General features: G+C 68.9%; 16 protein-coding genes and 1 pseudogene. 12 read left to right on the forward strand and 5 right to left on the reverse strand.

Annotated features, from left to right (window positions below; genetic code table 11):
- Position 1 precedes the first annotated feature (1 nt).
- Complete coding sequence (gene hisG / locus MHA02_RS08730; protein WP_147078255.1) at positions 2-988, forward strand: ATP phosphoribosyltransferase; 987 nt, start codon at positions 2-4, stop codon at positions 986-988.
- Positions 989-1009: 21 nt separating this feature from the next.
- Here the strand turns inward: hisG and MHA02_RS08735 are convergent, their stop codons facing one another.
- A complete protein-coding gene (locus tag MHA02_RS08735; RefSeq protein ID WP_147078256.1) occupies positions 1010-1684 on the reverse strand; it encodes a DNA-binding protein in 675 nt (224 codons plus the stop codon).
- Positions 1685-1826: 142 nt separating this feature from the next.
- Between MHA02_RS08735 and MHA02_RS08740 the strand changes: the two genes are divergently transcribed.
- From MHA02_RS08740 to MHA02_RS08755, 4 genes are all read left to right on the forward strand, one after another.
- Complete coding sequence (locus tag MHA02_RS08740) at positions 1827-2495, forward strand: response regulator (RefSeq protein ID WP_147078257.1); 669 nt, start codon at positions 1827-1829, stop codon at positions 2493-2495.
- Complete coding sequence (locus MHA02_RS08745) at positions 2492-3838, forward strand: sensor histidine kinase (protein ID WP_147078258.1); 1347 nt, start codon at positions 2492-2494, stop codon at positions 3836-3838. Before MHA02_RS08740 ends, MHA02_RS08745 begins: the two co-directional genes overlap by 4 nt.
- Positions 3839-3953: 115 nt before the next feature.
- The gene (locus tag MHA02_RS08750) at positions 3954-6797 is read left to right on the forward strand and encodes an ATP-binding protein (RefSeq protein ID WP_170249122.1); all 2844 of its coding nucleotides are present in this window, start codon (positions 3954-3956) and stop codon (positions 6795-6797) included.
- 94 nt (positions 6798-6891) lie between these two features.
- On the forward strand, positions 6892-7818 hold the full coding sequence (locus MHA02_RS08755; RefSeq protein ID WP_147078260.1) for a ring-cleaving dioxygenase: 927 nt from the start codon (positions 6892-6894) through the stop codon (positions 7816-7818).
- Positions 7819-7821: 3 nt separating this feature from the next.
- On the opposite strand, the gene MHA02_RS08760 is transcribed toward MHA02_RS08755, so the two are convergent.
- Positions 7822-9276 carry a Dyp-type peroxidase gene (locus MHA02_RS08760; protein WP_147078261.1) on the reverse strand — a complete coding sequence of 485 codons (1455 nt, stop codon included), beginning with the start codon at positions 9274-9276 and terminating at the stop codon, positions 7822-7824.
- A gap of 359 nt (positions 9277-9635) precedes the next feature.
- Between MHA02_RS08760 and MHA02_RS08765 the strand changes: the two genes are divergently transcribed.
- The 5 genes and pseudogenes from MHA02_RS08765 (at position 9636) to MHA02_RS08785 (ending at position 13471) form a co-directional block, all read left to right on the forward strand.
- On the forward strand, positions 9636-10409 hold the full coding sequence (locus tag MHA02_RS08765; RefSeq protein ID WP_147078262.1) for a ferredoxin--NADP reductase: 774 nt from the start codon (positions 9636-9638) through the stop codon (positions 10407-10409).
- A 43-nt stretch (positions 10410-10452) separates the two neighbouring features.
- Positions 10453-11154, forward strand: coding sequence for a dethiobiotin synthase (gene bioD, locus MHA02_RS08770; RefSeq protein ID WP_147078263.1), 702 nt, complete (start codon positions 10453-10455; stop codon positions 11152-11154).
- Positions 11155-11385: 231 nt separating this feature from the next.
- Positions 11386-11995, forward strand: a pseudogene (locus tag MHA02_RS22840) (TonB-dependent siderophore receptor); the annotation flags it as partial.
- Positions 11996-12428: 433 nt separating this feature from the next.
- Positions 12429-13193 carry a Crp/Fnr family transcriptional regulator gene (locus MHA02_RS08780; protein ID WP_147078264.1) on the forward strand — a complete coding sequence of 255 codons (765 nt, stop codon included), beginning with the start codon at positions 12429-12431 and terminating at the stop codon, positions 13191-13193.
- A complete protein-coding gene (locus tag MHA02_RS08785; RefSeq protein WP_238180254.1) occupies positions 13166-13471 on the forward strand; it encodes a hypothetical protein in 306 nt (101 codons plus the stop codon). The genes MHA02_RS08780 and MHA02_RS08785 overlap by 28 nt, the downstream gene beginning before the upstream one ends.
- Positions 13472-14453: 982 nt before the next feature.
- Here the strand turns inward: MHA02_RS08785 and MHA02_RS08790 are convergent.
- From MHA02_RS08790 to MHA02_RS08800, 3 genes are all read right to left on the reverse strand, one after another.
- Positions 14454-15380, reverse strand: coding sequence for a prephenate/arogenate dehydrogenase family protein (locus MHA02_RS08790; RefSeq protein WP_147078265.1), 927 nt, complete (start codon positions 15378-15380; stop codon positions 14454-14456).
- Positions 15373-16491: a pyridoxal phosphate-dependent aminotransferase gene (locus tag MHA02_RS08795; RefSeq protein ID WP_147078266.1), complete on the reverse strand. Its 1119-nt coding sequence runs from the start codon at positions 16489-16491 to the stop codon at positions 15373-15375. Before MHA02_RS08795 ends, MHA02_RS08790 begins: the two co-directional genes overlap by 8 nt.
- A 75-nt stretch (positions 16492-16566) precedes the next feature.
- Complete coding sequence (locus tag MHA02_RS08800; RefSeq protein ID WP_147078267.1) at positions 16567-17877, reverse strand: MFS transporter; 1311 nt, start codon at positions 17875-17877, stop codon at positions 16567-16569.
- 271 nt (positions 17878-18148) lie between these two features.
- On the opposite strand from MHA02_RS08800, the gene metX reads away from it, so the two are divergent.
- Positions 18149-19357, forward strand: coding sequence for a homoserine O-acetyltransferase MetX (gene metX / locus MHA02_RS08805; protein WP_373318347.1), 1209 nt, complete (start codon positions 18149-18151; stop codon positions 19355-19357).
- Positions 19354-20058 (forward strand): methionine biosynthesis protein MetW, encoded by a 705-nt coding sequence (metW, locus tag MHA02_RS08810; protein ID WP_147078268.1) that lies wholly within the window; start codon positions 19354-19356, stop codon positions 20056-20058. The genes metX and metW overlap by 4 nt, the downstream gene beginning before the upstream one ends.
- The last annotated feature ends 87 nt before the right edge of the window (positions 20059-20145 follow it).

Below are 20145 nucleotides of genomic sequence, written 5' to 3' on the forward strand. Positions count from 1 at the left end.
CATGACCGACCGGATCAACGCCCCTCTGGTGCTTGCCGTCCCCTCGAAGGGTCGCCTGCAGGAAAACGCCGCCGCCTTCTTCGGCCGCGCCGGCCTCAAGCTGGCGCAGCTCAGCGGCGCCCGCGACTATCGCGGCACCCTCGTCGGCGTACCCGGCGTCGAGGTGCGCTACCTCTCGGCCTCCGAGATCGCGAGCCAGCTCGCCAGCGGCGCGGCCCATCTCGGCGTGACCGGCGAGGACCTGATCCGCGAGACGCTGCCGAACGCGGAAGCCTCGGTGGAGATGCTGACGCCGCTCGGCTTCGGGCAGGCGACGGTGGTGGTCGCGGTACCGCAGGCCTGGATCGACGTGCGCGCCATGGGCGACCTCGACGAGGTCGCCAGCGAGATGCGCCTGCGCCAGGGCCGAAAACTTCGCATCGCCACGAAATACGTAAACCTGACCCGGCGCTTCCTCGCCGAGCACGGCATCGCCGACTACCGCATCGTCGAGAGCCTCGGGGCCACCGAGGGCGCGCCGGCCGCCGGCTCCGCCGAGATCGTCGTCGACATCACCACCACCGGCGCGACGCTCCAGGCCAACGCCCTGAAGATCCTGGACGACGGCATCATCCTGCGCTCGGAAGCGAATCTCGTCGCTTCGCTGAAGGCCCCATGGGGCGAGAGCCAGCGCGGCGCGTTGCGGGCCGTGCTCGGCCGTATTGCCGCCGAGGAACGTGCCCGCACCAGCCGCGAGGTCCGTGCCGCTCTGCCGGAGAGCGGTGGACTCGACCTCGCCAGCCTGGCGGCCCTGCACGAGGCCGAGCTGCCCTACGGCGCGCCGAAGGGTCTCGACGGCGAGATCGTCCTGCGCTGCCCGGCCGAGGCGGTGTTCGCGCTCGCAGACGCCCTCGTCCAGGCGGGAGCCCGCGCCGTCAGCGTCCGCCGCATCGACTATGCGTTTGCCGCGGAGAACCCGCTGGCCGAGCGGCTGCTCGCCCGTCTGTAGCGAGCAGCCGGCAAACGACGCTCAATACGCCTTCACCTCCCGCACCTGCCCATCGAACCCGACATGCAGCAGGCGTTCGCGGCCGTCCGCGCCCTTGGCGGCGACTTCGAGGTGGCGCGGGCCGCGGCCGGCGACGCGGATGTCGGTGTAGCCGGCGGCCTCCACGGACTTCGTCAGGGCCGGGACATCGGCCTGCGGCCCGAGGCCGACCTTGTCCCGCGCCCAGTCGAGGCCGCCGGGGGGCGGGCCGCCGGCCGGGCCGAGGCGCACGACGCTGCCGTCGCCATGCGTCAGCAGCCGGGCGTGCAGGAAGCCGTTCTCGAAGCGGCCCTGGACGGTGATCGTCTCGCCCTTCCTGGCCAATGTGCCGTCTTCGCCCTGGCGGCCGGTCTCGACGAGGGCGCGGCCGGTGCCGTCCTGGATGATGAGCTTGTTGCCGAAGATCTCGGCGACCTCGCCCTTGGCGGCGACTGCGCCGGAGGGGGCGAGCGCCGAGATCGCCACCGGCGCGATCGAATCCAGCGAAGCCTCGCCGCGCTGCGCCAGCGAGAGGCCGACGGCGCCGACCGCCAGGGGGATGGCCAGCGCGCCGACGACGAGGCCGCGCCGGGCGCGGCGGGCCGCGACCGGCTTCGGGCTCTCGGGCAGCTCCCGGGCGGTGCCGTCGATGAGCGTGGTCGTGTTCGGGTTGGTCATGAGCGACGTGTCCTTTTCCGTGGACCCTTTCGGGATGACGGCGTTCTAGGACAGGCCCGCAAATCCGGACTGAACCCGCCGGTTCAGTCCCGGTTAAAGGCCCCTGCCTATCCACCGCCGCCGCGCGGAACCCGGAAAAACCATGAAACTGCTGCTCGCCGAGGATGACGGCCCGCTCGCCGCCGAGATCCTCAAGGCCCTGCGCGCCGAGCACTTTGCCGTCGACCACGCCGCGAACGGCGAGGATGCGTGGCATCTCGGCGAGACCGAGCGCTACGACGCGGTGGTGCTCGATCTCGGCCTTCCGAAGCGCGACGGCGTCACGGTGCTGCGCGACTGGCGGGCGGCCGGGCGCACCCTGCCGGTGCTGATCCTCACCGCCCGCGACGGCTGGAGCGACAAGGTCGCGGGCTTCAAGGCCGGCGCCGACGACTACCTCGTCAAGCCGTTCCGGGTGGAAGAGCTGGTGATCCGCCTGCGTGCCCTGGTGCGGCGGGCGCAGGGCGGCGGCGCCAGCCGGATCGTGTGCGGCCCGCTCAGCTACGATTCCGGCCTCGGCAGCTTCGAGCGCGACGGCCTGCCGCTCAAGCTCACCGGGCTCGAATGGCGGGTGCTCTCGGCGCTGATCCTGCGCAAGGAGAGTGTGGTGCCGCGCACGCAGCTGATCGAGCGGGTCTACGAGGGCGACGCCGAGGTCGATTCGAACTCCGTCGAAGTCATCATCACCCGGCTGCGCCGCAAGATCGCCCCGGCGCGGATCGAATCCATACGCGGCCTCGGCTGGCGGCTGCATGCGGAGCCGGAGGCGTGAAGCGCCTGTTCGGGCTCGGCTCGCTGCAGCGGCGGCTGTTCTTCGGGGCGGCCCTGTTCATCCTGATCGCCCTCGTCGTCGCCGGGCTCGCTATCGGTCTCGTGCTCTACCGCTTCGCCCGCGCCCAGGTCGACGGCCGGCTCGATGCCGAGATCGCCGCCCTCGTCACCGACCTGAAGCGGGAACCGGACCGCCTGGAACTCGCCGGCGAGCACAGGATTCCGGGCTCCGATCGCGGTCCGCGCGGCTGGTACTGGCAGGTTCGCTCCGGCGACACGGTGCTGCGCTCGGCCTCGCTGGAGGGGGCGACCCTCGAGCCCCCCGCGCGGACGGAACCGGAGCACGCGGACGGCCCGAGCCCCGCCGACGGCACCGGTCCCCAGGGCGAGGCGCTGATCCTGCGCATCCTGACGCTGCCGGCCGCAAACGGCGCACCGGCGGCGACGATCATGGCCTCCGCCCCGAGCGCGGCCCTGCACGGCCCGCTGCGGGAGGCGGCCCGCACCCTCGCGATCACGCTGGGCCTCCTCGGCCTCGGCCTCCTCGCCGCCGTCACCGCGCAGGTGCGGCTGGGGCTGAGGCCCCTCGATCGCCTGCGAGACAATCTGGCGGAGGTCCGTGCCGGTACCCGTGCCCGCGTGCCGATCGAGCAGCCGAGCGAGGTCCGGCCGCTGGTGGACGAGGTCAACCTGCTGCTCGACCGCAACGAAGCCGGGCTGGAGCGGGCGCGCGCCCAGGTCGCGAACCTCGCCCACGGCCTCAAGACGCCGCTGGCGACCCTCACCATGGCGCTCGACGGGACGCGCGATCCGGACGGGCAGCTCTCGCATCTCGTCAGCGGCATGGACCGGCGCGTGCGCCACCACCTGCGCCGCGCCCGTGCCGCTGCGCTCGGCGGCCCGACGCGCGCCCGCAGCGATCTCGCCGCCCATGCCGCGGACCTCGCCGACATCCTGGCGCGCCTCCATGCCGACAAGGCTCTGCGGATCGAGAACGCCGTCGCAGCCGGCACGCTGGTGCCCTGCGAGGGACAGGATCTCGACGAGATGCTCGGCAACCTCGTCGACAATGCCTGCCGCTGGGCCAGGACCCGCGTGCGCATCTCGGCCGAGCGCGCGGGCTCGACGGTCGACGTCAGCGTGGAGGATGACGGACGGGGCCTCGAAGCCGAGGCCATAGCCCACGTCCTCCTGCGCGGTCGTCGCCTCGACGAGAGCGTGCCCGGAGACGGTTTCGGGCTGCCGATCACCCTGGAGCTAGCCGAGCTCTACGGCGGCGGCCTCGATCTCGGCCGTTCCGATCTCGGCGGACTGCGTGCCGTGCTGCGGCTCCCGGCTTCGTGATCGGGCGTGGTCGGTGAATCGATCGTGCGGCTTTGTAAGGAGTTAATGGATCCCGCATTAACCTGAGCGAATGCCGGCCCCGCTGCCGGCTTCCCCTCCCGTGCGAATTCCGACGATGCTTCCGATCCCGCCGAACGAGGCCGAGCGCCTGAGCGCGCTGCGCGACCTGCGCATCCTCGGCAGTGCACCCGAGCCGCATTTCGATGCGGTCTGCCGCACCGCCTGCGCCCTGTTCTCGGTGCCCGTCGCCCTGGTCACACTGGTCGACGCGGACACGCTCTGGACCAAGGCGCGTTGCGGGATCGCTGCCGGGACGATGCCGCGCGAGGGCGCGTTCTGCAGCCACACCATCCTCTCGGATGCCGTCGTCGTCGCCGAGGATGCGGCCTGCGACGCGCGCTTCTCCGACAGCCCGCTCGTGACGGGTGCGCCGCATGTGCGCTTCTATGCCGGCGCGCCGCTGATCCTGCGGCCGGGCGTGCGGGTCGGCAGCGTCTGCCTGCTGGACTTCGCGCCGCGCCGGTTCTCGGAGGCGCAGAGCCGGCAGTTGCAGGACCTCGCCGAGATGGTGGTGGCGCATCTGCGCCTGCACGCGGCGAATGCCGACAGGGCCCGCGAGGTCGCCGACCGGCAGGCCGCGATCCTGGCGCAGCTTGCCGAGGGCGTGATCGTCACCGATGCGGAGGGCCGCATCGTCCTCGTCAACGAGGCCGCCGCCGCGATTCACGGCGTCGCCCGCCTCGACGTGGCGCCGAGCGACTACAGCGACACCTACCACCTCTACACCGAGGACGGCTGTCCCTACGTCCCGCAGGATCTGCCGCTCGCGCGCGCCGTGCGCGGCCAGACGGTCACGGATGCGCGTTGGCGCATCCTGCGGCCCGACGGCTCGGAGATGCTGGCCATCGGCAGCGCGCGGCCCCTGCGCGGCCCGAGGGACGAGCGGATCGGCGCGGTGCTGACGCTGCGCGACGACACGGCGCGCGAGGCCGTCGAGCGCCGCCTGCGCGAGAGCGAGGCGCGGATGCGCGCGCTCACCGACAACATGCCCGCGGGCGTGGTCTTCCAGCTCGCCGTCGGGCGCGACGGATGCGCGCGGCGCTTCCTGCACCTGTCGCGCAGCCACGAGCGTCTGACCGGCGTGCCGGCCGAAATCGTGCTCGCGGACGCGGGCGTCGCCTACGGCCTGATCCTGCCGGAGCACCACGCCGTGATCGCCGAGGCCGAGGCGCGCTCGATCCGCGAGCGGGCGCCCTTCGACGTCGAGGTGGAGTTCCGGCGCGCCGATACGGGGGAGGTGCGCTGGGGCCGGATCATCTCCGCGCCGCGGGAGCTGCCCGACGGCTCGCTGATCTGGGACGGCATCCTGATCGATGTCACCGAGCAGAAGCGGACCAGCGAGGCCCTGCGCGAACTGAACGCCACCCTGGCGCAACGCGTCGCCGCGCGCACGCAGGAAGCGGATGCGGCCCGCGAAGAGGCCGAGGCGGCCAGTCGCGCCAAGTCGGATTTCCTCGCCTCGATGAGCCACGAAATCCGCACCCCGCTCAACGGCATCCTCGGCTACACCGACCTGCTGCTCGAACACGTCGCCCTCGATCTGGGCCTGCGCCGCTACGGCGAGCGCATCCGCTCGGCCGGATCGGCGCTCCTGACCATCGTCGACGACATCCTGGATTTCTCCACCGTCGAGGCGGGACGGATCGCGCTCTCACCGGAGCCGTTGGCGCTCGACCGCCTCGCCGAGGAGGCGGCCGCGATCGTGCGGCTGAGCGCGGAGCAGAAGGGTCTGTCGCTGCGCGTCGTGGCGGGACCCGGGCTGCCGCCGTTCGTGCTCGGCGACCGCGACCGCCTGCGGCAGGTCCTGCTCAACCTGCTCAACAACGCCGTCAAGTTCACCGCCGCCGGCAGCGTCACCCTGACGATCGACGCCACGGTCGCCGGCGATGCGGCCCGGCTGCGCTTCGCCGTGCGCGACACCGGCATCGGCATCCCGGCCGCCAAGCAGCACCTGCTGTTCGAGCGCTTCAGCCAGATCGACGGCACCATCCGGCGCGAATTCGGCGGCACCGGCCTCGGCCTCGCCATCTCGAAGCGGCTGGTCGAGCTGATGGGCGGCACCATCGGCCTCGAGAGCGAGGCGGGTCGCGGCGCGACATTCTGGTTCGAACTCGCCCTGCCGCTGGCGGAAGGCGTGCCGGTCAAGGCGCCGGCCTCCGCACAGCAGACGACCCGCGGCCGGCGCCGGCTGCTGCTCGTGGAGGACGTGGTGCTCAACCAGGAACTTGCCCATGCCGTGCTGACCCGGGCCGGCCATGCGGTCGACGTGGTGCCGGGGGGAGCCGAGGCCATCGCGGCGGTGCAGGCGAAATCCTACGACCTCGTGCTGATGGACATCCAGATGCCGGGCATGGACGGGATCACCGCCACCCGCCTGATCCGTGCCCTCGATCGTCCCGCCGCCACGGTGCCGATCGTCGCGATGACCGCCAACGTGCTGGCCCAGCAGATCGCGAGCTATCGGGCCGCCGGCATGCAGGACCACGTCGGCAAGCCTTTCGAACTGGCCGCACTGCTCGCCACGATCGAGCGTTGGGCGCTGGCGGGCGAGCCCGAGCCGGTCGCGGCCGAGACGCCCGGTCTGGACCGCGACGCCTTCGACGGGATGGTGGCCGTGCTCGGCCGCAGCGCCATCGACCGGCTGCTCCTCACCCTCGCGGACGAACTCGGCGGCCGGCTCGGACCGGAGGGCACGATTCCCGACCGCGACAGCCTCGCCGAGGGCGCCCACGCCATGATCTCGCCCACCGGCATGCTCGGGTTCACGGAGCTGGCGAAACTCTGCCGCGCGGTCGAGACCGCCTGCCGCACCGGCGACGATTATCGCGCCCTGCTCGCACGGCTGCATGCCCAGCGGCGGCTAGCCTTCGGGCAGATCGAGACGCTGCGGGCGGCGTGAGCGGGATCTCGTTCCCGGGCATCGGCGCCCCGCTTTGGCAAATCCGATCCGTCATCCCATCTGAGCCTCAGGCGCGCGACGGGACGGATTCAGGATGCAGCTCACCGGACTTCACCACCTGACCGCCGTGACGGCGCGGGCCGCCGACAATGCCGCGTTCTACACCTGCGTGCTCGGCCTGCGCCTCGTCAAGAAGACGGTGAACCAGGACGACGTCTCGGCCTATCACCTGTTCTATGCCGACGGGCTGGCCTCGCCCGGTACCGACCTCACCTTCTTCGACTGGCCGGCGCCGCCCGAGCGGCGCGGTGCCGACAGCATCAGCCGCACGGGTCTGCGCGTCGCGGGCGGCCTCGACTGGTGGCGCGAGCATCTCTTGCGCGAGAGCGTGCGGGTGGATGAACCCGTCCTGCGCGACGGGCGCCTCACCCTGGATTTCGAGGACCCGGAGGGCCAGCGCCTCAGCCTCGTCGACGACGGAGGCGCGGGCGCGGCGCATCCCTGGGCGAAGAGCCCCGTGCCGACGGAGCGCCAGATCCGCGGGCTCGGCCCGGTCCGGCTCAGCGTCGCCGCGCCGGAGCGCACCGAGGCCGTGCTGACGGACGTGCTCGGCATGCGCTTCGATCGCAGCTTCGACACGCCCGAGGGTGAAGTCCGCGTCTTCGCCATGGGCGAGGGCGGCGCGGCGGCCGAAGTGCAGCTCCTGAAGGATGCCGGCGCCCCGGCGCGGCAGGGGGCCGGCGGCGTCCACCACGTCGCCTTCCGCATCCCCGATGTCGACTACTCGGCCTGGGCCGACCGTCTGAAGACGCGGCGCATACCGACGAGCGGGCCGATCGACCGGTTCTACTTCCGCAGCCTGTACTTCCGCGAGCCCAACGGCATCCTGTTCGAGATCGCCACCGACGGCCCCGGCTTCACCGCCGACGAGCCGCTGGAGACCCTCGGCCAGGGCCTCGCCCTGCCGCCGTTCCTGGAGCCGCGCCGGGCCGAGATCGAGGCGGGGCTGAAACCCCTTTGACGCTCACAGATTGAGCAGGAAGGTGAGGCTCGGCGAGAAGAAATACTCGCCGCCCTTCATCGTCACGAAGCCGGCGAAACCGACGTCGTCCTCCATGCCGGCAGAGTCGTCGTCCCACACCTTGGGCAGCTTCTGCTGGCCCGCGCCGTTGACGCCCTGTCCGATCACGGGATCGATTCCGTGCGGACCCGGCGGCTGGAGCGGAAATCCGGCATTGTTCGCCCAGGTCTCCTGGGTGAACTTGAACTGGCCGGCGATCGACTGGTTGTAGGCCATGAACAACAGGCCGACCCCGTCCTTCGGCAGCTTCGGCGCCACCTCGCTCAGGAACTCCGAGGTGCTGTCCGTCTCGGGCAATTCGTCCGGGTGGACCTCGCGCCGGGCGTCCTCGTAGAGGATGCCGCGTCGCGGCATGATGTGGGTGCGTTCGCCCTCCTCGCCGCCCGGCGCGCCGCCGCTGCCGCGCGGATTGGTCTTGCGGATGTGGCCGTGGAACGGGCAGCGGATGCCCGGATCGCTGTCGTAGTCGAAATCGTTCGGCGGCTTCTCGCCGCGGGCGACCTTCGACATCGTCACCGGCGTGCCGTCCTCGAACCGCCCGACGATCATCGCGCCGGCCAGCTCGCGGTCGTCGCCCTTCAGCTTCAGCTTGTCCGCGATCTTCTGCTCCCGCGTCTTGAAGGCGCGCACGTGCTGCTCGAGCTTGCGGAAGACGAAGTAGCTTCCGAAGCTGATGGCATCGACGGTGCCGGGATCCTTCACCAGGGCGGCCTTGAGGGGGAAGGCGGGATCCCAGCGATCCGTGCCGGCGGATTCCCGTTCCTCCGCGATGTCCTCCGCGAGAAGCAGCGGCTGGCTGCGCCCGTCGACGTAGCCGAAATGCTCGATACCCTCGCCGGCGGTGTTGCGGACGGCCGCCCCGTGCTGGACGAACACCACCTCGCCACCGGCCTCTTCGATCAGCTCGCGAACTTGCAGGGCGAGCGCGCCGGTCCTGGCGGGCGTCTCGTGCGCGACCAGCACGACCCCATGGAGGTCCTCGCGGAACTTCGGCTGCCACGCCGTGACCGGCGGGTCGCTGAGCGCGACGATGCTTGCCGGCGCCTTCATACCGGCCTGGAATTCCGGATCCCCCGGAGCATCGGCCGACCGGCCGATCGCGTCGTATCCGGTCTTGGACAGGGCGAGGTGCACGAAAGGACCGCCGCCCTGGCCGGTCCGCTTGAACACCTCCGCATCCAGCAATTGCCGGTAGGCATTGGTGAGATGGTGATAGGCGAGATCGCGCAGCAATCGTCGCGATTCGCGCGTCCTCGCCGGATCGAACCGGAAGAAGAGATTTGCCGTGAAGTCGCGTCCATGACCTTTGAGAATATTGCCCTGAAGGCATTGCAGCAGAAGAAGCTCGTCTCGGTCGGCGTTTTTCCATGACAGCGGTGCATCGAGATCGATCGGCATGACTTTCTCCAATGATCTTCGAAAAATTCAAAAGTTTAAATTTTAACCATTTGTCAGTTCTCACAACGAGATCAGTATATCTGAATCGGACTTATAATGATTCGCAACACCGAAAGCACTAACATTTGATGCTCTCAAAATCTGGCCACGGCGGCCATCGGATCGCAGGCGGGGATGCCGCGGCGGCCGAACCCTGCAGACGCCGCGATTCAGTCATGAACGACTGGCATGTCCCCGGCATGGGACGGCGCACTCGGCCGGGCTCGCACGGCGCGCGCAGGAGCCCTCCGGCTTGACGCGCCGGCCGCACCTGCGAGAAGAGCCGCCAAATTGAATCGGACTCGGGACAGCTTAGAATTATGAGCAAGTACTACGAGGAGCGGGTTCTCAGCGTCCATCACTGGACCGACACGCTCTTTTCCTTCCGCACCACCCGCGATCCCGCGTTCCGGTTCCGCAACGGCGAATTCACGATGATCGGCATCGAGGTCGAGGGTCGGCCGCTGCTGCGCGCCTATTCCGTCGTCTCGGCCAATTACGAGGAGGAGCTCGAGTTCTTCTCGATCAAGGTGGCGAACGGCCCACTCACCTCGAAGCTGCAGCACCTCAAGGTCGGAGACCCGATCATGGTCGGCAAGAAGCCGACCGGCACGCTGGTGCTCGACAACCTGCTGCCCGGCAAGAACCTCTATCTGCTCGGCACCGGCACCGGCCTCGCCCCCTTCATGTCGATCATCAAGGATCCGGAGACCTACGAGCGCTTCGAGAAGGTCGTGCTGGTCCACGGCTGCCGGCAGGTGCAGGAACTCGCCTACGGCGAGACCATCACCGAGGCGTTGCCGAACCACGAGTTCCTCGGCGAGGCGATCTCCGGCGGTCTGGTCTACTACCCGACCGTGACCCGCGAGCCGTTCCGCAACCGCGGCCGCATCACCGACCTGATGGTCTCCGGCAAGCTGTTCGAGGATATCGGCCTGCCGAACATGTCGATCGAGAACGACCGCTTCATGCTCTGCGGCTCGCCGGAAATGATCCGCGACACCCGCGACCTGCTCACCGGCCTCGGCTACGAGGAGGGCAACCACGGCGTGGCGGCCCATTACGTCATCGAAAAAGCCTTCGTCGAAAAATGATCTTCTGTCGGTTTCGCCTCTCCAGGCCAGGGCTTCGTTGAGGGTGGCGGCGCTCCGCGCCCTCTTCATCGCCGGCGCCGGAACCGAGATCGGCAAGACCTACGTCACCGCCGCGCTGACCCGCCGCCTGCGCGATCAGGGCCGCGCCGTGACGGCGCTGAAGCCGCTGGCGAGCGGCGTGCCGGCGATCGACGATCCTGCCTTCGCCGACAGCGACACCGCGATCCTGCTCGCTGCGCAAGGCCTGCCCGTCACCGCCGAGACCGTGGAGGCCTGCTCGCCATGGCGGTTTTCGGCACCCCTCGCGCCCGATCAGGCCGCCGCCCGGGAAGGCCGCGCGCTGAGCCTCGACGCTCTCGTCGCGTGGTGCGCGGCACGCCTCGCATCCCACCCGGCACCCGAGGATGAGGGCGCGGATGGGAAGACCGTCCTCGTCGAAGGGGTCGGCGGGTTGATGAGCCCGATCACCGCCGACGCCACCGGGCTCGACTGGCTCGACCGGCTTGGTTTGCCGGCTCTCCTCGTCACCGGCAGCTATCTTGGCGCGATCAGCCACGCCCTCACTGCGATCGAGACCTTGCGCGCTCACGGCGTCCCGCTCGTCGGCGTCGTGGTGAGCGAGAGCGCGAGCGCGCCCACGCCCCCCGAGACCGTGGCCGACGCGATCGCCCGGCGGATCGCGGCACCGGTGGCGGTGCTGCACCGAGGCGCAGGATTTCCGGATGCGCTGGCCGGTCTGATCTAGCGGACGCGTGCGGGCTGCGTCGCGCGGAACGAAACGCCGCGACGGCCCTGAGCCACCTGAAGTGTCACCGATTCATCACATCGCACGACGCACGGGTGCCTCCCGTCGCGCCGGTTGCCGGACGGGTGGGACCGGTTTGCGCGGGCCGCGACAGCCGTCCCCCTCTGCGGCGAGACCACGAATGGCGGTCGCGGATAATCCACGGGCCCGCCGTCGAACCTTTCCTTGTAACAGCAGATCGAGGACCAGAACGCGCTCGCGATCAACCAAGGCCCTGCGCTACACCCCGAGCGTCACCACCGAGCAGCGCGGCGGCGCCGGCTCGACCCGGCTGGAGCAGTTCCTGATCCGCGGCTTCAACGCCCCGGTCTTCCTCGACGGCATGGCGCTCGTCGGCGGGCGCGATGCCAACGCGACGATCGACCCCTACCGGCTGGAGCGCGTCGACGTGATCATGGGGCCGGCCTCGGTGCTCTACGGGCAGTCGGGGCCGGGCGGCATCGTCAATCTCGTCTCGAAGGTGCCGCGCTTCGTGCAGCACGGCGAGGTCTTCGTGCAGGGCGGCGGCTTCAACGAGATCCGCGGCGGTTTCGATGTCGGCGGCCCGATCGCCTCCGACGTCGCCGGTCTCTCCGACCAGTTCGCCTACCGCGTCGTCGGCTTCGGCTGGAAGGGCGACGGGCCGGCGGTGACGACGGAGCTCGAGCGCGCGCTCATCAACCCCAGCGTGACGTGGCGGCCCTCCACCGACACCGCGCTCACCATCATCGGCAACTACCAGCGCGATCCGTATTCCGGCTTCTACGGCGGCTTCCCGGCGGTGGGCACGGTGTTTCCGCGCTGAGCCGGGCGGCGCCGATCGCCACGGCGACCGCCTCGACAGTCTCCGATCCATTGCGGCGAAATCGCCGCCGGAACCTCGACATGGAACCGGGCGCTTCGGCCGGAGAGGGCATCATGCCGCCTGCGACGAAGTCCTGCGATCTTCCGCGCGCGCCTTCGTCGGACGCATGGATCGATAGCGAAGCCTGTCCGGCACCACGCGCAAATCCGTCGCAAGACGTCGATGTCGCGCCGTTTCGAAGCTCGGCCCGTAATTCAACAAAATTACCACAGGTAGCAATGTCGGGAACCCGACATATTTAGGTTATCGAAGCATTCTCGATCACGCCCGGCGCGGCTCGCGTGAAGACAATGCGAGCACACGCCAACAAAGAGCAGGTCTGGCGGATCGAAGACCACCGAACCTGTTCGATCGCACGGATCGAGGTACGATGCAGGATGCTCTGGTCCGCAAGCTCGAGAGCTACGAAGTGCTGTCCGAGCAGGAGCGCCGTGCTCTCAGCGCGTTGACCCCGCATGTCAGGCAGGTCCCGGCCCGAACGGACCTGATCCGTGAAGGCGATCCGCCCGAGCTCGTACATCTCATTCTCGAAGGCTTCGCCTGCCGCTACAAGATTCTGCCCGACGGTCAGCGTCAGATCATGGCATTCTTCGTCCCGGGCGACTTCTGCGACTTGAACGTCTTCATCCTCGACGCGATGGATCACAGCATCGGGACGATCTCGGCCTGCCGGGTGGCCGACATCCCACGCAACGCCATCGATCACATCACCGAGAACCATCCCCGCATCACGCGCGCCTTCTGGTGGTGCACGCTGGTCGATGAAGCGGTGCTGCGCGAGTGGCTGGTCAACCTCGGCGGCCGCCAGGCCGACCAGCGTATCGCCCATCTGATCTGCGAGCTGCTGACGCGTCTGGAGGCCGTGGGGTACGCCTCCGACAACAGCTTCGCTTTCCCGTTCAAGCAGATCGACCTCGCCGACTGCATGGGCCTGTCCGACGTGCACGTGAACCGCACGCTGCGGGATTTGCGGAAGCGTGGCCTCATCGCGCTCAAACAGCGGATTCTGACGATCCACGATAGCGCCCGTCTGAAGGAGTATTGCAACTTCACGCCGAACTATCTGCATCTCAAGAACGCCCGCTGGAGCGATCGCCGGACCTCGCCGTGGCTGGCGCGATCGCAGGGCGGCTGACCGTGAACCAACGACACAACGTCGAGACGTTGGTCGTGCTGCAACCGATCGCGGTCGATACCGGCAGTCCCGACCGGGAGGGGATGCTGGTGCTGGCAAACGGCATGCTCGTGGCCGTATTGGTCCAGCTTATGGCGCCCGAGCACAGGAATCCGGGATACTGGTTCTTGGAAAGTGGCTTCGGTTCGCTGCGAGATCTGAAACCGCCGGCCTTCGAAACCTTGGAGGAAGCCAAGCGATGGCTGCGGCAGCGTCTGAACACGCGTGATGCCGTCTGAGCGACCTCGACCGAGTAATCCTTGAGGGTCGCGGCGTTCCCAAACAGCAATATTTCTCCGGAAAATGAAGAACGATCGGAGAAAAAGCTGCTCTATGTCGGTGAATCCCCTGCAAAGGCGTGCAGATCTCAGTCCGTCGAGTCGTGTTCTGCCCTGTCACTCGGCAGGCTCCGTCATCTCGTTGTCCTTCCCTCCGGCGAGATGACGGGCCAAAGGGGTTCTCGCATGCGAGGCCTGACGATGTCTCATCGTGTCCGCATCTATCGTGTCAGCAAGGACGGCAGTGCCATCAGCCAGATACAGGTCTACGACACCCGGACCTAAGAAGAGGCCATAGACCTCGGGATCAACCAATTGAAATCCGCGCCACGTGAGACGTATCCGCTCGTATTCGAGATCTACGATCCCGCAGACCGCCTGGTCATGTCCTACACGTCAGAAATCGATTCGATGGTTGCCTCGACGTAGTTTCGATTTTCGAAAGCCGATCGCAGTGGAGAGAGGTTCCGTCGACGATCTAAGAGACGGCACACGCTGGATCGCTCTCGTCATCATCATGCTGTTCACGGTCGAGGGCTTGGTGCTGCTGGTCGATTGGACCCTGCCGTAGTGGGTGATCGGCCCTGATCGCGCGTCGATTGCCGTCGCGGCAAGAGGCGTGTCCATTTCGATGAAGAGGACTTTGGCAATGCGTTCACAAAGCGACAGGCCTGCTTGCCCCTTCCTGGACGCATTGATCGTGCTCCTCGACGAAGAAGCCGATACGCGTGACTGTCGCAGACGCCCGGAGCTCATTGGAGCCATGAACGACCTCGAGATGGAGGCGGTCCTGGCGGGCGCGAGCGCTCTGACGGTGTCGATGATCCATGCATCGAAGACGATGCTTCAGGTCAACGACCTGATGGCGCCGACGCTGCAATAGGTGCTTCTCCCAAAACGTGCGCTACGCCGTCGTGACCGGAGGGAGAGCGCGCAGGTGCCCTCAGCCGCCCGTGCTCTTTGCGTCGGGCCGCGCCCGCCCGAAATCGGCCTCCGCCGTCTCCTGCCCCATGGCGACGATCCCCTTGCGGATCGCGCGGGTGCGGGTGAACAGGTCGAACAGCGCATCGCCGTCGCCCCAGCGGATCGCCTTGGTCAGCGCCGCGAGGTCCTCGTTGAAGCGGCCGAGCATCTCCAGCACGGCGTCCTTGTTGGTCAGGAAGACGTCGCGCCACATGGTCGGGTCGGAGGCGGCGATGCGGGTGAAATCGCGGAACCCGCCGGCCGAGAACTTTATGACTTCGGACTGGGTCACGGTTTCGAGGTCCGCTGCCGTTCCGACGATGTTGTAGGCGATCAGGTGCGGCACATGGCTGGTGATGGCGAGCACGAGGTCGTGATGCTCCGGGCTCATGGTCTCGACGATGGCGCCGAGGCCCTCCCAGAAGGCGGTCACCGCGGCGACGGCGGCCGGGTCGGTGCCGTCCGGCGGGGTCAGGATGCACCACCGGTTCGAGAACAGCGTGCTGAAGCCGGAATCGGGGCCGGAATATTCGGTGCCCGCCACCGGATGCGCCGGCACGAAGGCGTTGCCGGACTTGAGATGCGGCATCACTGCCGCGACGACGGAGCCCTTAACCGAGCCGACATCGGACAGCACCGCGCCGGGTTTCAGGTGCGGCGCAAGTTCGGCCGCGACGGCGCCGATGGAACAGACCGGAACGCACAGGATCACGAGGTCGGCCTGTTCCACCCCCTCGGCGAAGCTTGCGGAGGCCTGATCCGCGATGCCGAGCGCCCGGACCCGGTCGAGCACAGCCGCATCGCGGTCCACCGCAACGATCTTTCGAGCGAGCCCATAGGTTCGGGCACCGCGGGCGATCGAGGAGCCGATCAGCCCGAGGCCGACGATGGCGATCGTCTCAGGCATCGCGCGATCCGCGCACGAAGTCCGTCAGCGCCGCGACGAAGGCCCGGTTCGCTTCCTCGCTGCCGACGGTGACGCGCAGCGCGTTCGGCAGGCCGTAGGCCGTGACCCGGCGCACGATCACGCCCTGCAGCGACAGGTGAGCGTCCGCCTCGGCCGCAGTCCGGCCGGGCGCGTCAGGGAAGTGCACGAGCACGAAATTGCCGACGCTCGGGGTGACCGTCAGGCCGAGTCCGCGGATCTGTTCCGTCAGCCAGCCGAGCCATTCCTCGTTGTGGGCGATCGCCGCCGCGAGATGCGCCTCGTCGCCGATCGCGGCGGCACCCGCCGCGATGCCGCCGGCCGAGACGTTGAAGGGTCCGCGGATGCGGTTGAGGGCGTCGACCACCCCCTCCGGTCCGACCATCCAGCCGATCCGCTGCGCGGCGAGGCCATGGATCTTCGAGAAGGTCCGCGTCATCACGACGTTCTGAGACTCCAGGACGAGCTCCAGCCCGGCGCCGTAATCGTTGGCGCGGACATACTCGGCATAGGCGCCGTCGAGCACCAGCAGCACGTCGCCCGGCAGCCCGGCATGGAGCCGGCGGACTTCGTCGAAGGGCAGGTAGGTGCCTGTCGGATTGTTCGGATTGGCGATGAAGACGATCTTGGTCCGCGGCGTCACGGCGGCCAGGATCGCGTCGACATCGGCCGTCAGGTCGGTCTCCGGCGCGACCACGGGCGTGCCCCCGGCGGCCAGGATCGCGATGCGGTACACCAGAAATCCGTGCTCGCAGAAGATGCCCTCGTCGCCCGGCCCCACGAAGGCCAGTGCCAGCAGGCTCAGCAGCTCGTCGGAGCCCGCACCGCAGACGATGCGGGCCGGATCGAGCCCGTAGCGCGCGGCGATGGCGGTGCGGAGCTTCGTCGCGCTGCCATCGGGATAGAGCGCCAGCGTCTCGGATTCCGCCCGCAAGGCCGCCACTGCCTTGGGGCTCGGGCCGAGCGGCGTCTCGTTCGAGGAGAGCTTGTGTATCTTGGCCACGCCCGGCGCCGCGCTCTTGCCGGGCACGTAGGCCTCGATGGCGAGCACGCCGGGACGCGGTACGGGACGGAGGGATTCGGCGACGGACATGGCGACGGACGGCTGAGGGCTGCGGCGGATATCCGTCCGTCTACAGCATTTCGCGCCGCCGTGGAGTCGGTCCGCTCAGGCCTCGACGTTCGCGTCGATGTCCTTCCCGCGGGTCTCGTGCATCAGCCACGCGGCGACGGTGCCGACCACGCTGAAGGCGGCGAGGTAATAGGCCGGGGCCAGCCGGTCGCCCGTCACCGCGATCAGCTTGTTCACCACCCAGTTGGTGCTGCCCCCGAAGATCGAGACCGAGAAGGCATAGACGATCGAGAGGCCGGCGCTGCGCACGTTGCGCGGCAGCGATTCCGGGATGCCGACGATGATCGCCGCCGCGTTGATCGAGGACAGCGCCGACATCAGGAAGGTCACGGCGTAGACGTTCAGCGCCGTGGGAGCGTGGACGAGCCACGCGAAGGCCGGCACGGCCAAAATGACGATCGCGGCGCGCGGCCAGATCATGACCGGGCGCCGTCCGACGCGGTCGGCGAGCCAGCCGCCGAGCAGGGGAAACACGATCGAGGCGAGCCCCAGCGCGATCGGCACGGCGGTAGAGACGGTTTCGGTCAGCCCCAGCGTCGCCTGCGCATAGACCGGCATGTTGGTGCCGATGGCGTTCGAGACGGTGGAGGCCGCGATGACGAGGAAGGTCAGGGCAAGCAGGCGGCCATGCTCCCGCACCAACCGCACCACCACCTGGAGCGTCGAATCCGCCGCGGCGGGGTCCTGCCCCTCGCCCGCCGTCTCCGGCAGATGGCTGCGGATGATCAGCCCGACCGGCACGGCGGCGAGACCGAGCAGGAACATGCCGCGCCAGCCCCACTCGGCCATGGCGTGGTCGCCCACGGCAAGTGTCAGCACGGAGGCGACGATGCCCGCGATCAGCGCGGCGCAGCCCTGGCTCGCGATCTGCCAGCTGGCGACGAAGCCGCGCTGCTTCGGCGGCGCCGCCTCGAGCAGGTAGGCGGTGGAGGGGCCGACCTCGCCGCCGAGCGCCAGCCCCTGGATCAGCCGCCCGACGATGACGATGGCCTGCGACCAGCCGCCGAGCACCGCGTAGCCCGGCGTCAATGCCAGCATCATCATGCCGACGGCCATCAGCGCGATGGTGATCAGCATGGCGGGCTTGCGTCCGGCCCGGTCGGCGAAGGCGCCGATCAGGATGCCGCCCACCGGCCGCATCACGTAGCCGATGCCGAACAGGGCGAGCGACGCGAGCAGGCTGTCGGTGGCGTTGTCGGAGGGGAAGAAGGCGGCGCCGATCGGCACGGCGAAGAAGGCGTAGATCGTGAAATCGTAGAATTCGAGGGCGTTGCCGAGCACCACGGCACCCACCGCCTTGCGGTCGAGTTTTTTGTGCGTCGCCGGGTCGGTGTCGGTCGCCGTCATCGCGGTCCTTGCAGCGTGTCGTATCGTTCGGGTGAGCACTACGTCCCGCAGCTGCTGCCGGCCAGTGCGGCACCGTGTGGCCCGCCATCCTGCCGCGATCGGGCGCGTCGCCCTTTCGTTGACGCATCAGGATGGGCACATTACCTCCCGAAGCGTCCGGCGAAGGATGCTCGCTCGCGCCTGAGACGACCGGATCCCGTCGTTCCTCCTCGGCAAAGGCTTCGACCGTCGGCCGGGCAGGCCGCATTTTGAGGGCGGCACCCGAAGCGCGATGGACAGCACCTTGACGTCAGACGCCGAGGCCGGCCTGCGGAGCGAGGCCAAGCCTCTTCCCGGATACGAGGCCATGCCGGCGACCGACCCGAAGAGCCCCGTCGCGCTGTTCGGCGCCGACGAGCCGCTGGCCATGGACTCGGGCGCGGCGCTCGGGCCGTTCCAGATCGCCTACCAGACCGCCGGCACGCTCAACGCCGCGCGCTCCAACGCCGTCCTGATCTGCCATGCGCTGACCGGCGACCAGCATTTCGCCCATCGCCATCCGGTGACCGGCAAGGCCGGCTGGTGGGAGACCCTGGTCGGCCCCGGCAAGCCGATCGACACCGACCGCTACTTCGTCGTCTGCTCGAACGTCATCGGCAGCTGCATGGGCTCGACCGGGCCGGCGTCGGTCGATCCGGCGACCGCCAAGCCCTACGGCCTCGACTTTCCGCTCGTCACCATCCGCGACATGGTGCGTGCCCAGGCGATGCTGCTCGACCGGCTCGGCATCCCCGACCTGTTTCTCTGTATCGGCGGCTCGATGGGCGGGATGCAGGTCCTGCAATGGGCCTCGCTGTTTCCCGAGCGCGTCTTCGCGGCGATGCCGATCGCCACCGGCGCGCGCCACTCGGCCCAGAACATCGCCTTCCACGAGGTCGGCCGGCGGGCGATCATGGCCGATCCGGCCTGGGCCGACGGGCGCTACTTCGAGGAGGGCACAAGGCCCGCCAAGGGCCTCGGCGTCGCGCGGATGGGCGCGCACATCACCTACCTCTCCGAGCCGGCGCTCCACCGCAAGTTCGGCCGACGGCTTCAGAACCGGGCGGCCCCGACCTTCTCGTTCAACGCCGATTTCCAGATCGAGAGCTACCTGCGCCACCAGGGGCTCAGCTTCGTCGAGCGCTTCGACGCCAACGCCTATCTCTACCTCACCCGCGCCATGGATTATTTCGACCTCGCCGAGGACCATGGCGGCGTGCTCGCCAACGCCTTCCGCGCCTCCAAGAGCCGGTTCTGCGTGATCTCATTCACCTCCGACTGGCTGTTTCCGACGGCGGATTCCCGCGCGATCGTACATGCGCTGAACGCGGTCGCTGCGCCCGTCGCCTTCGTCGAGGTCGAGAGCGACAAGGGCCACGACGCCTTTCTGCTCGACGAGCCGGCGCTGTTCTCGGCTGCTCGCGGCTTTGTCGATGCGGCCGCCCGGGCGCGCGGGCTATGAGCGGTCGTCTGGGACTGAGCGACGCCGCTCCCGGTGCGGCGTGGAAGAGCATCGAGACGCTGCCGCGGAACGCCGGTGACGACGGCACGCGCGTCGACCATCTCGTCGTTCTCGGCCTCGTGCCGGACGGTGCGCGCGTGCTCGACATCGGCTGCGGCGATGGCTCGCTGCTCGCGCTGTTGCGCGATCGGCGCAGCGTCGACGGGCGCGGCATCGAACTCTCGCGCGCCGGGGTCAACGCCTGCCTCGCCCGCGGCCTGCCGGTGATCCAGGGCGACGCCGACACCGATCTCGCCAACTACCCCGACAACGCCTTCGACGTCGTCGTGCTCTCCCAGACCATCCAGGCGACGCGCAACCCGCGCATCGTGCTCGATCATCTCCTGCGCATCGGCCGTCAGGTCATCATCTCGTTTCCGAATTTCGGCCATTGGCGGGTGCGGGCCGAACTCGCCTTCCGCGGGCGCATGCCGGTGACCGAGATCATGCCGGAGGCCTGGTACGAGACGCCCAACATCCACCACTGCACCATCCGCGACTTCGTCGGGCTGTGCCGGACGGTCGGTGCGGAGATCGAGAAGGCCACGGCGCTCGACGGGCGCGGCCGGCCGATGCGCTATTCGATGCCGTGGTGGTTCTGGAACCTCGTCGGCGCGCAGGGCGTGTTCCTGCTGCGCAGGGGCGGCTCGGACGAAGCGTGAGCGAGGCGGGGAGATCCCTCTCGACCACCTGTCAGTGCGAGCCGCAGGCGAAGCAATCCAGGGCCACCACGCGATGCCAGACCATCG

This window comes from Methylobacterium haplocladii, assembly GCF_007992175.1.
Classification (GTDB): domain Bacteria; phylum Pseudomonadota; class Alphaproteobacteria; order Rhizobiales; family Beijerinckiaceae; genus Methylobacterium; species Methylobacterium haplocladii.

What these genes read in the sequence shown, in the direction of transcription:
- hisG (WP_147078255.1), top strand. Translation starts at nt 2, where the DNA reads ATGACCGACCGGATCAACGCCCCTCTGGTGCTTGCCGTCCCCTCGAAG.
- MHA02_RS08735 (WP_147078256.1), bottom strand. Translation starts at nt 1,684, where the DNA reads ATGACCAACCCGAACACGACCACGCTCATCGACGGCACCGCCCGGGAG.
- MHA02_RS08740 (WP_147078257.1), top strand. Translation starts at nt 1,827, where the DNA reads ATGAAACTGCTGCTCGCCGAGGATGACGGCCCGCTCGCCGCCGAGATC.
- MHA02_RS08750 (WP_170249122.1), top strand. Translation starts at nt 3,954, where the DNA reads ATGCTTCCGATCCCGCCGAACGAGGCCGAGCGCCTGAGCGCGCTGCGC.
- MHA02_RS08755 (WP_147078260.1), top strand. Translation starts at nt 6,892, where the DNA reads ATGCAGCTCACCGGACTTCACCACCTGACCGCCGTGACGGCGCGGGCC.
- MHA02_RS08760 (WP_147078261.1), bottom strand. Translation starts at nt 9,276, where the DNA reads ATGCCGATCGATCTCGATGCACCGCTGTCATGGAAAAACGCCGACCGA.
- MHA02_RS08765 (WP_147078262.1), top strand. Translation starts at nt 9,636, where the DNA reads ATGAGCAAGTACTACGAGGAGCGGGTTCTCAGCGTCCATCACTGGACC.
- MHA02_RS08780 (WP_147078264.1), top strand. Translation starts at nt 12,429, where the DNA reads ATGCAGGATGCTCTGGTCCGCAAGCTCGAGAGCTACGAAGTGCTGTCC.
- MHA02_RS08790 (WP_147078265.1), bottom strand. Translation starts at nt 15,380, where the DNA reads ATGCCTGAGACGATCGCCATCGTCGGCCTCGGGCTGATCGGCTCCTCG.
- MHA02_RS08795 (WP_147078266.1), bottom strand. Translation starts at nt 16,491, where the DNA reads ATGTCCGTCGCCGAATCCCTCCGTCCCGTACCGCGTCCCGGCGTGCTC.
- MHA02_RS08800 (WP_147078267.1), bottom strand. Translation starts at nt 17,877, where the DNA reads ATGACGGCGACCGACACCGACCCGGCGACGCACAAAAAACTCGACCGC.
- metX (WP_373318347.1), top strand. Translation starts at nt 18,149, where the DNA reads ATGGACAGCACCTTGACGTCAGACGCCGAGGCCGGCCTGCGGAGCGAG.
- metW (WP_147078268.1), top strand. Translation starts at nt 19,354, where the DNA reads ATGAGCGGTCGTCTGGGACTGAGCGACGCCGCTCCCGGTGCGGCGTGG.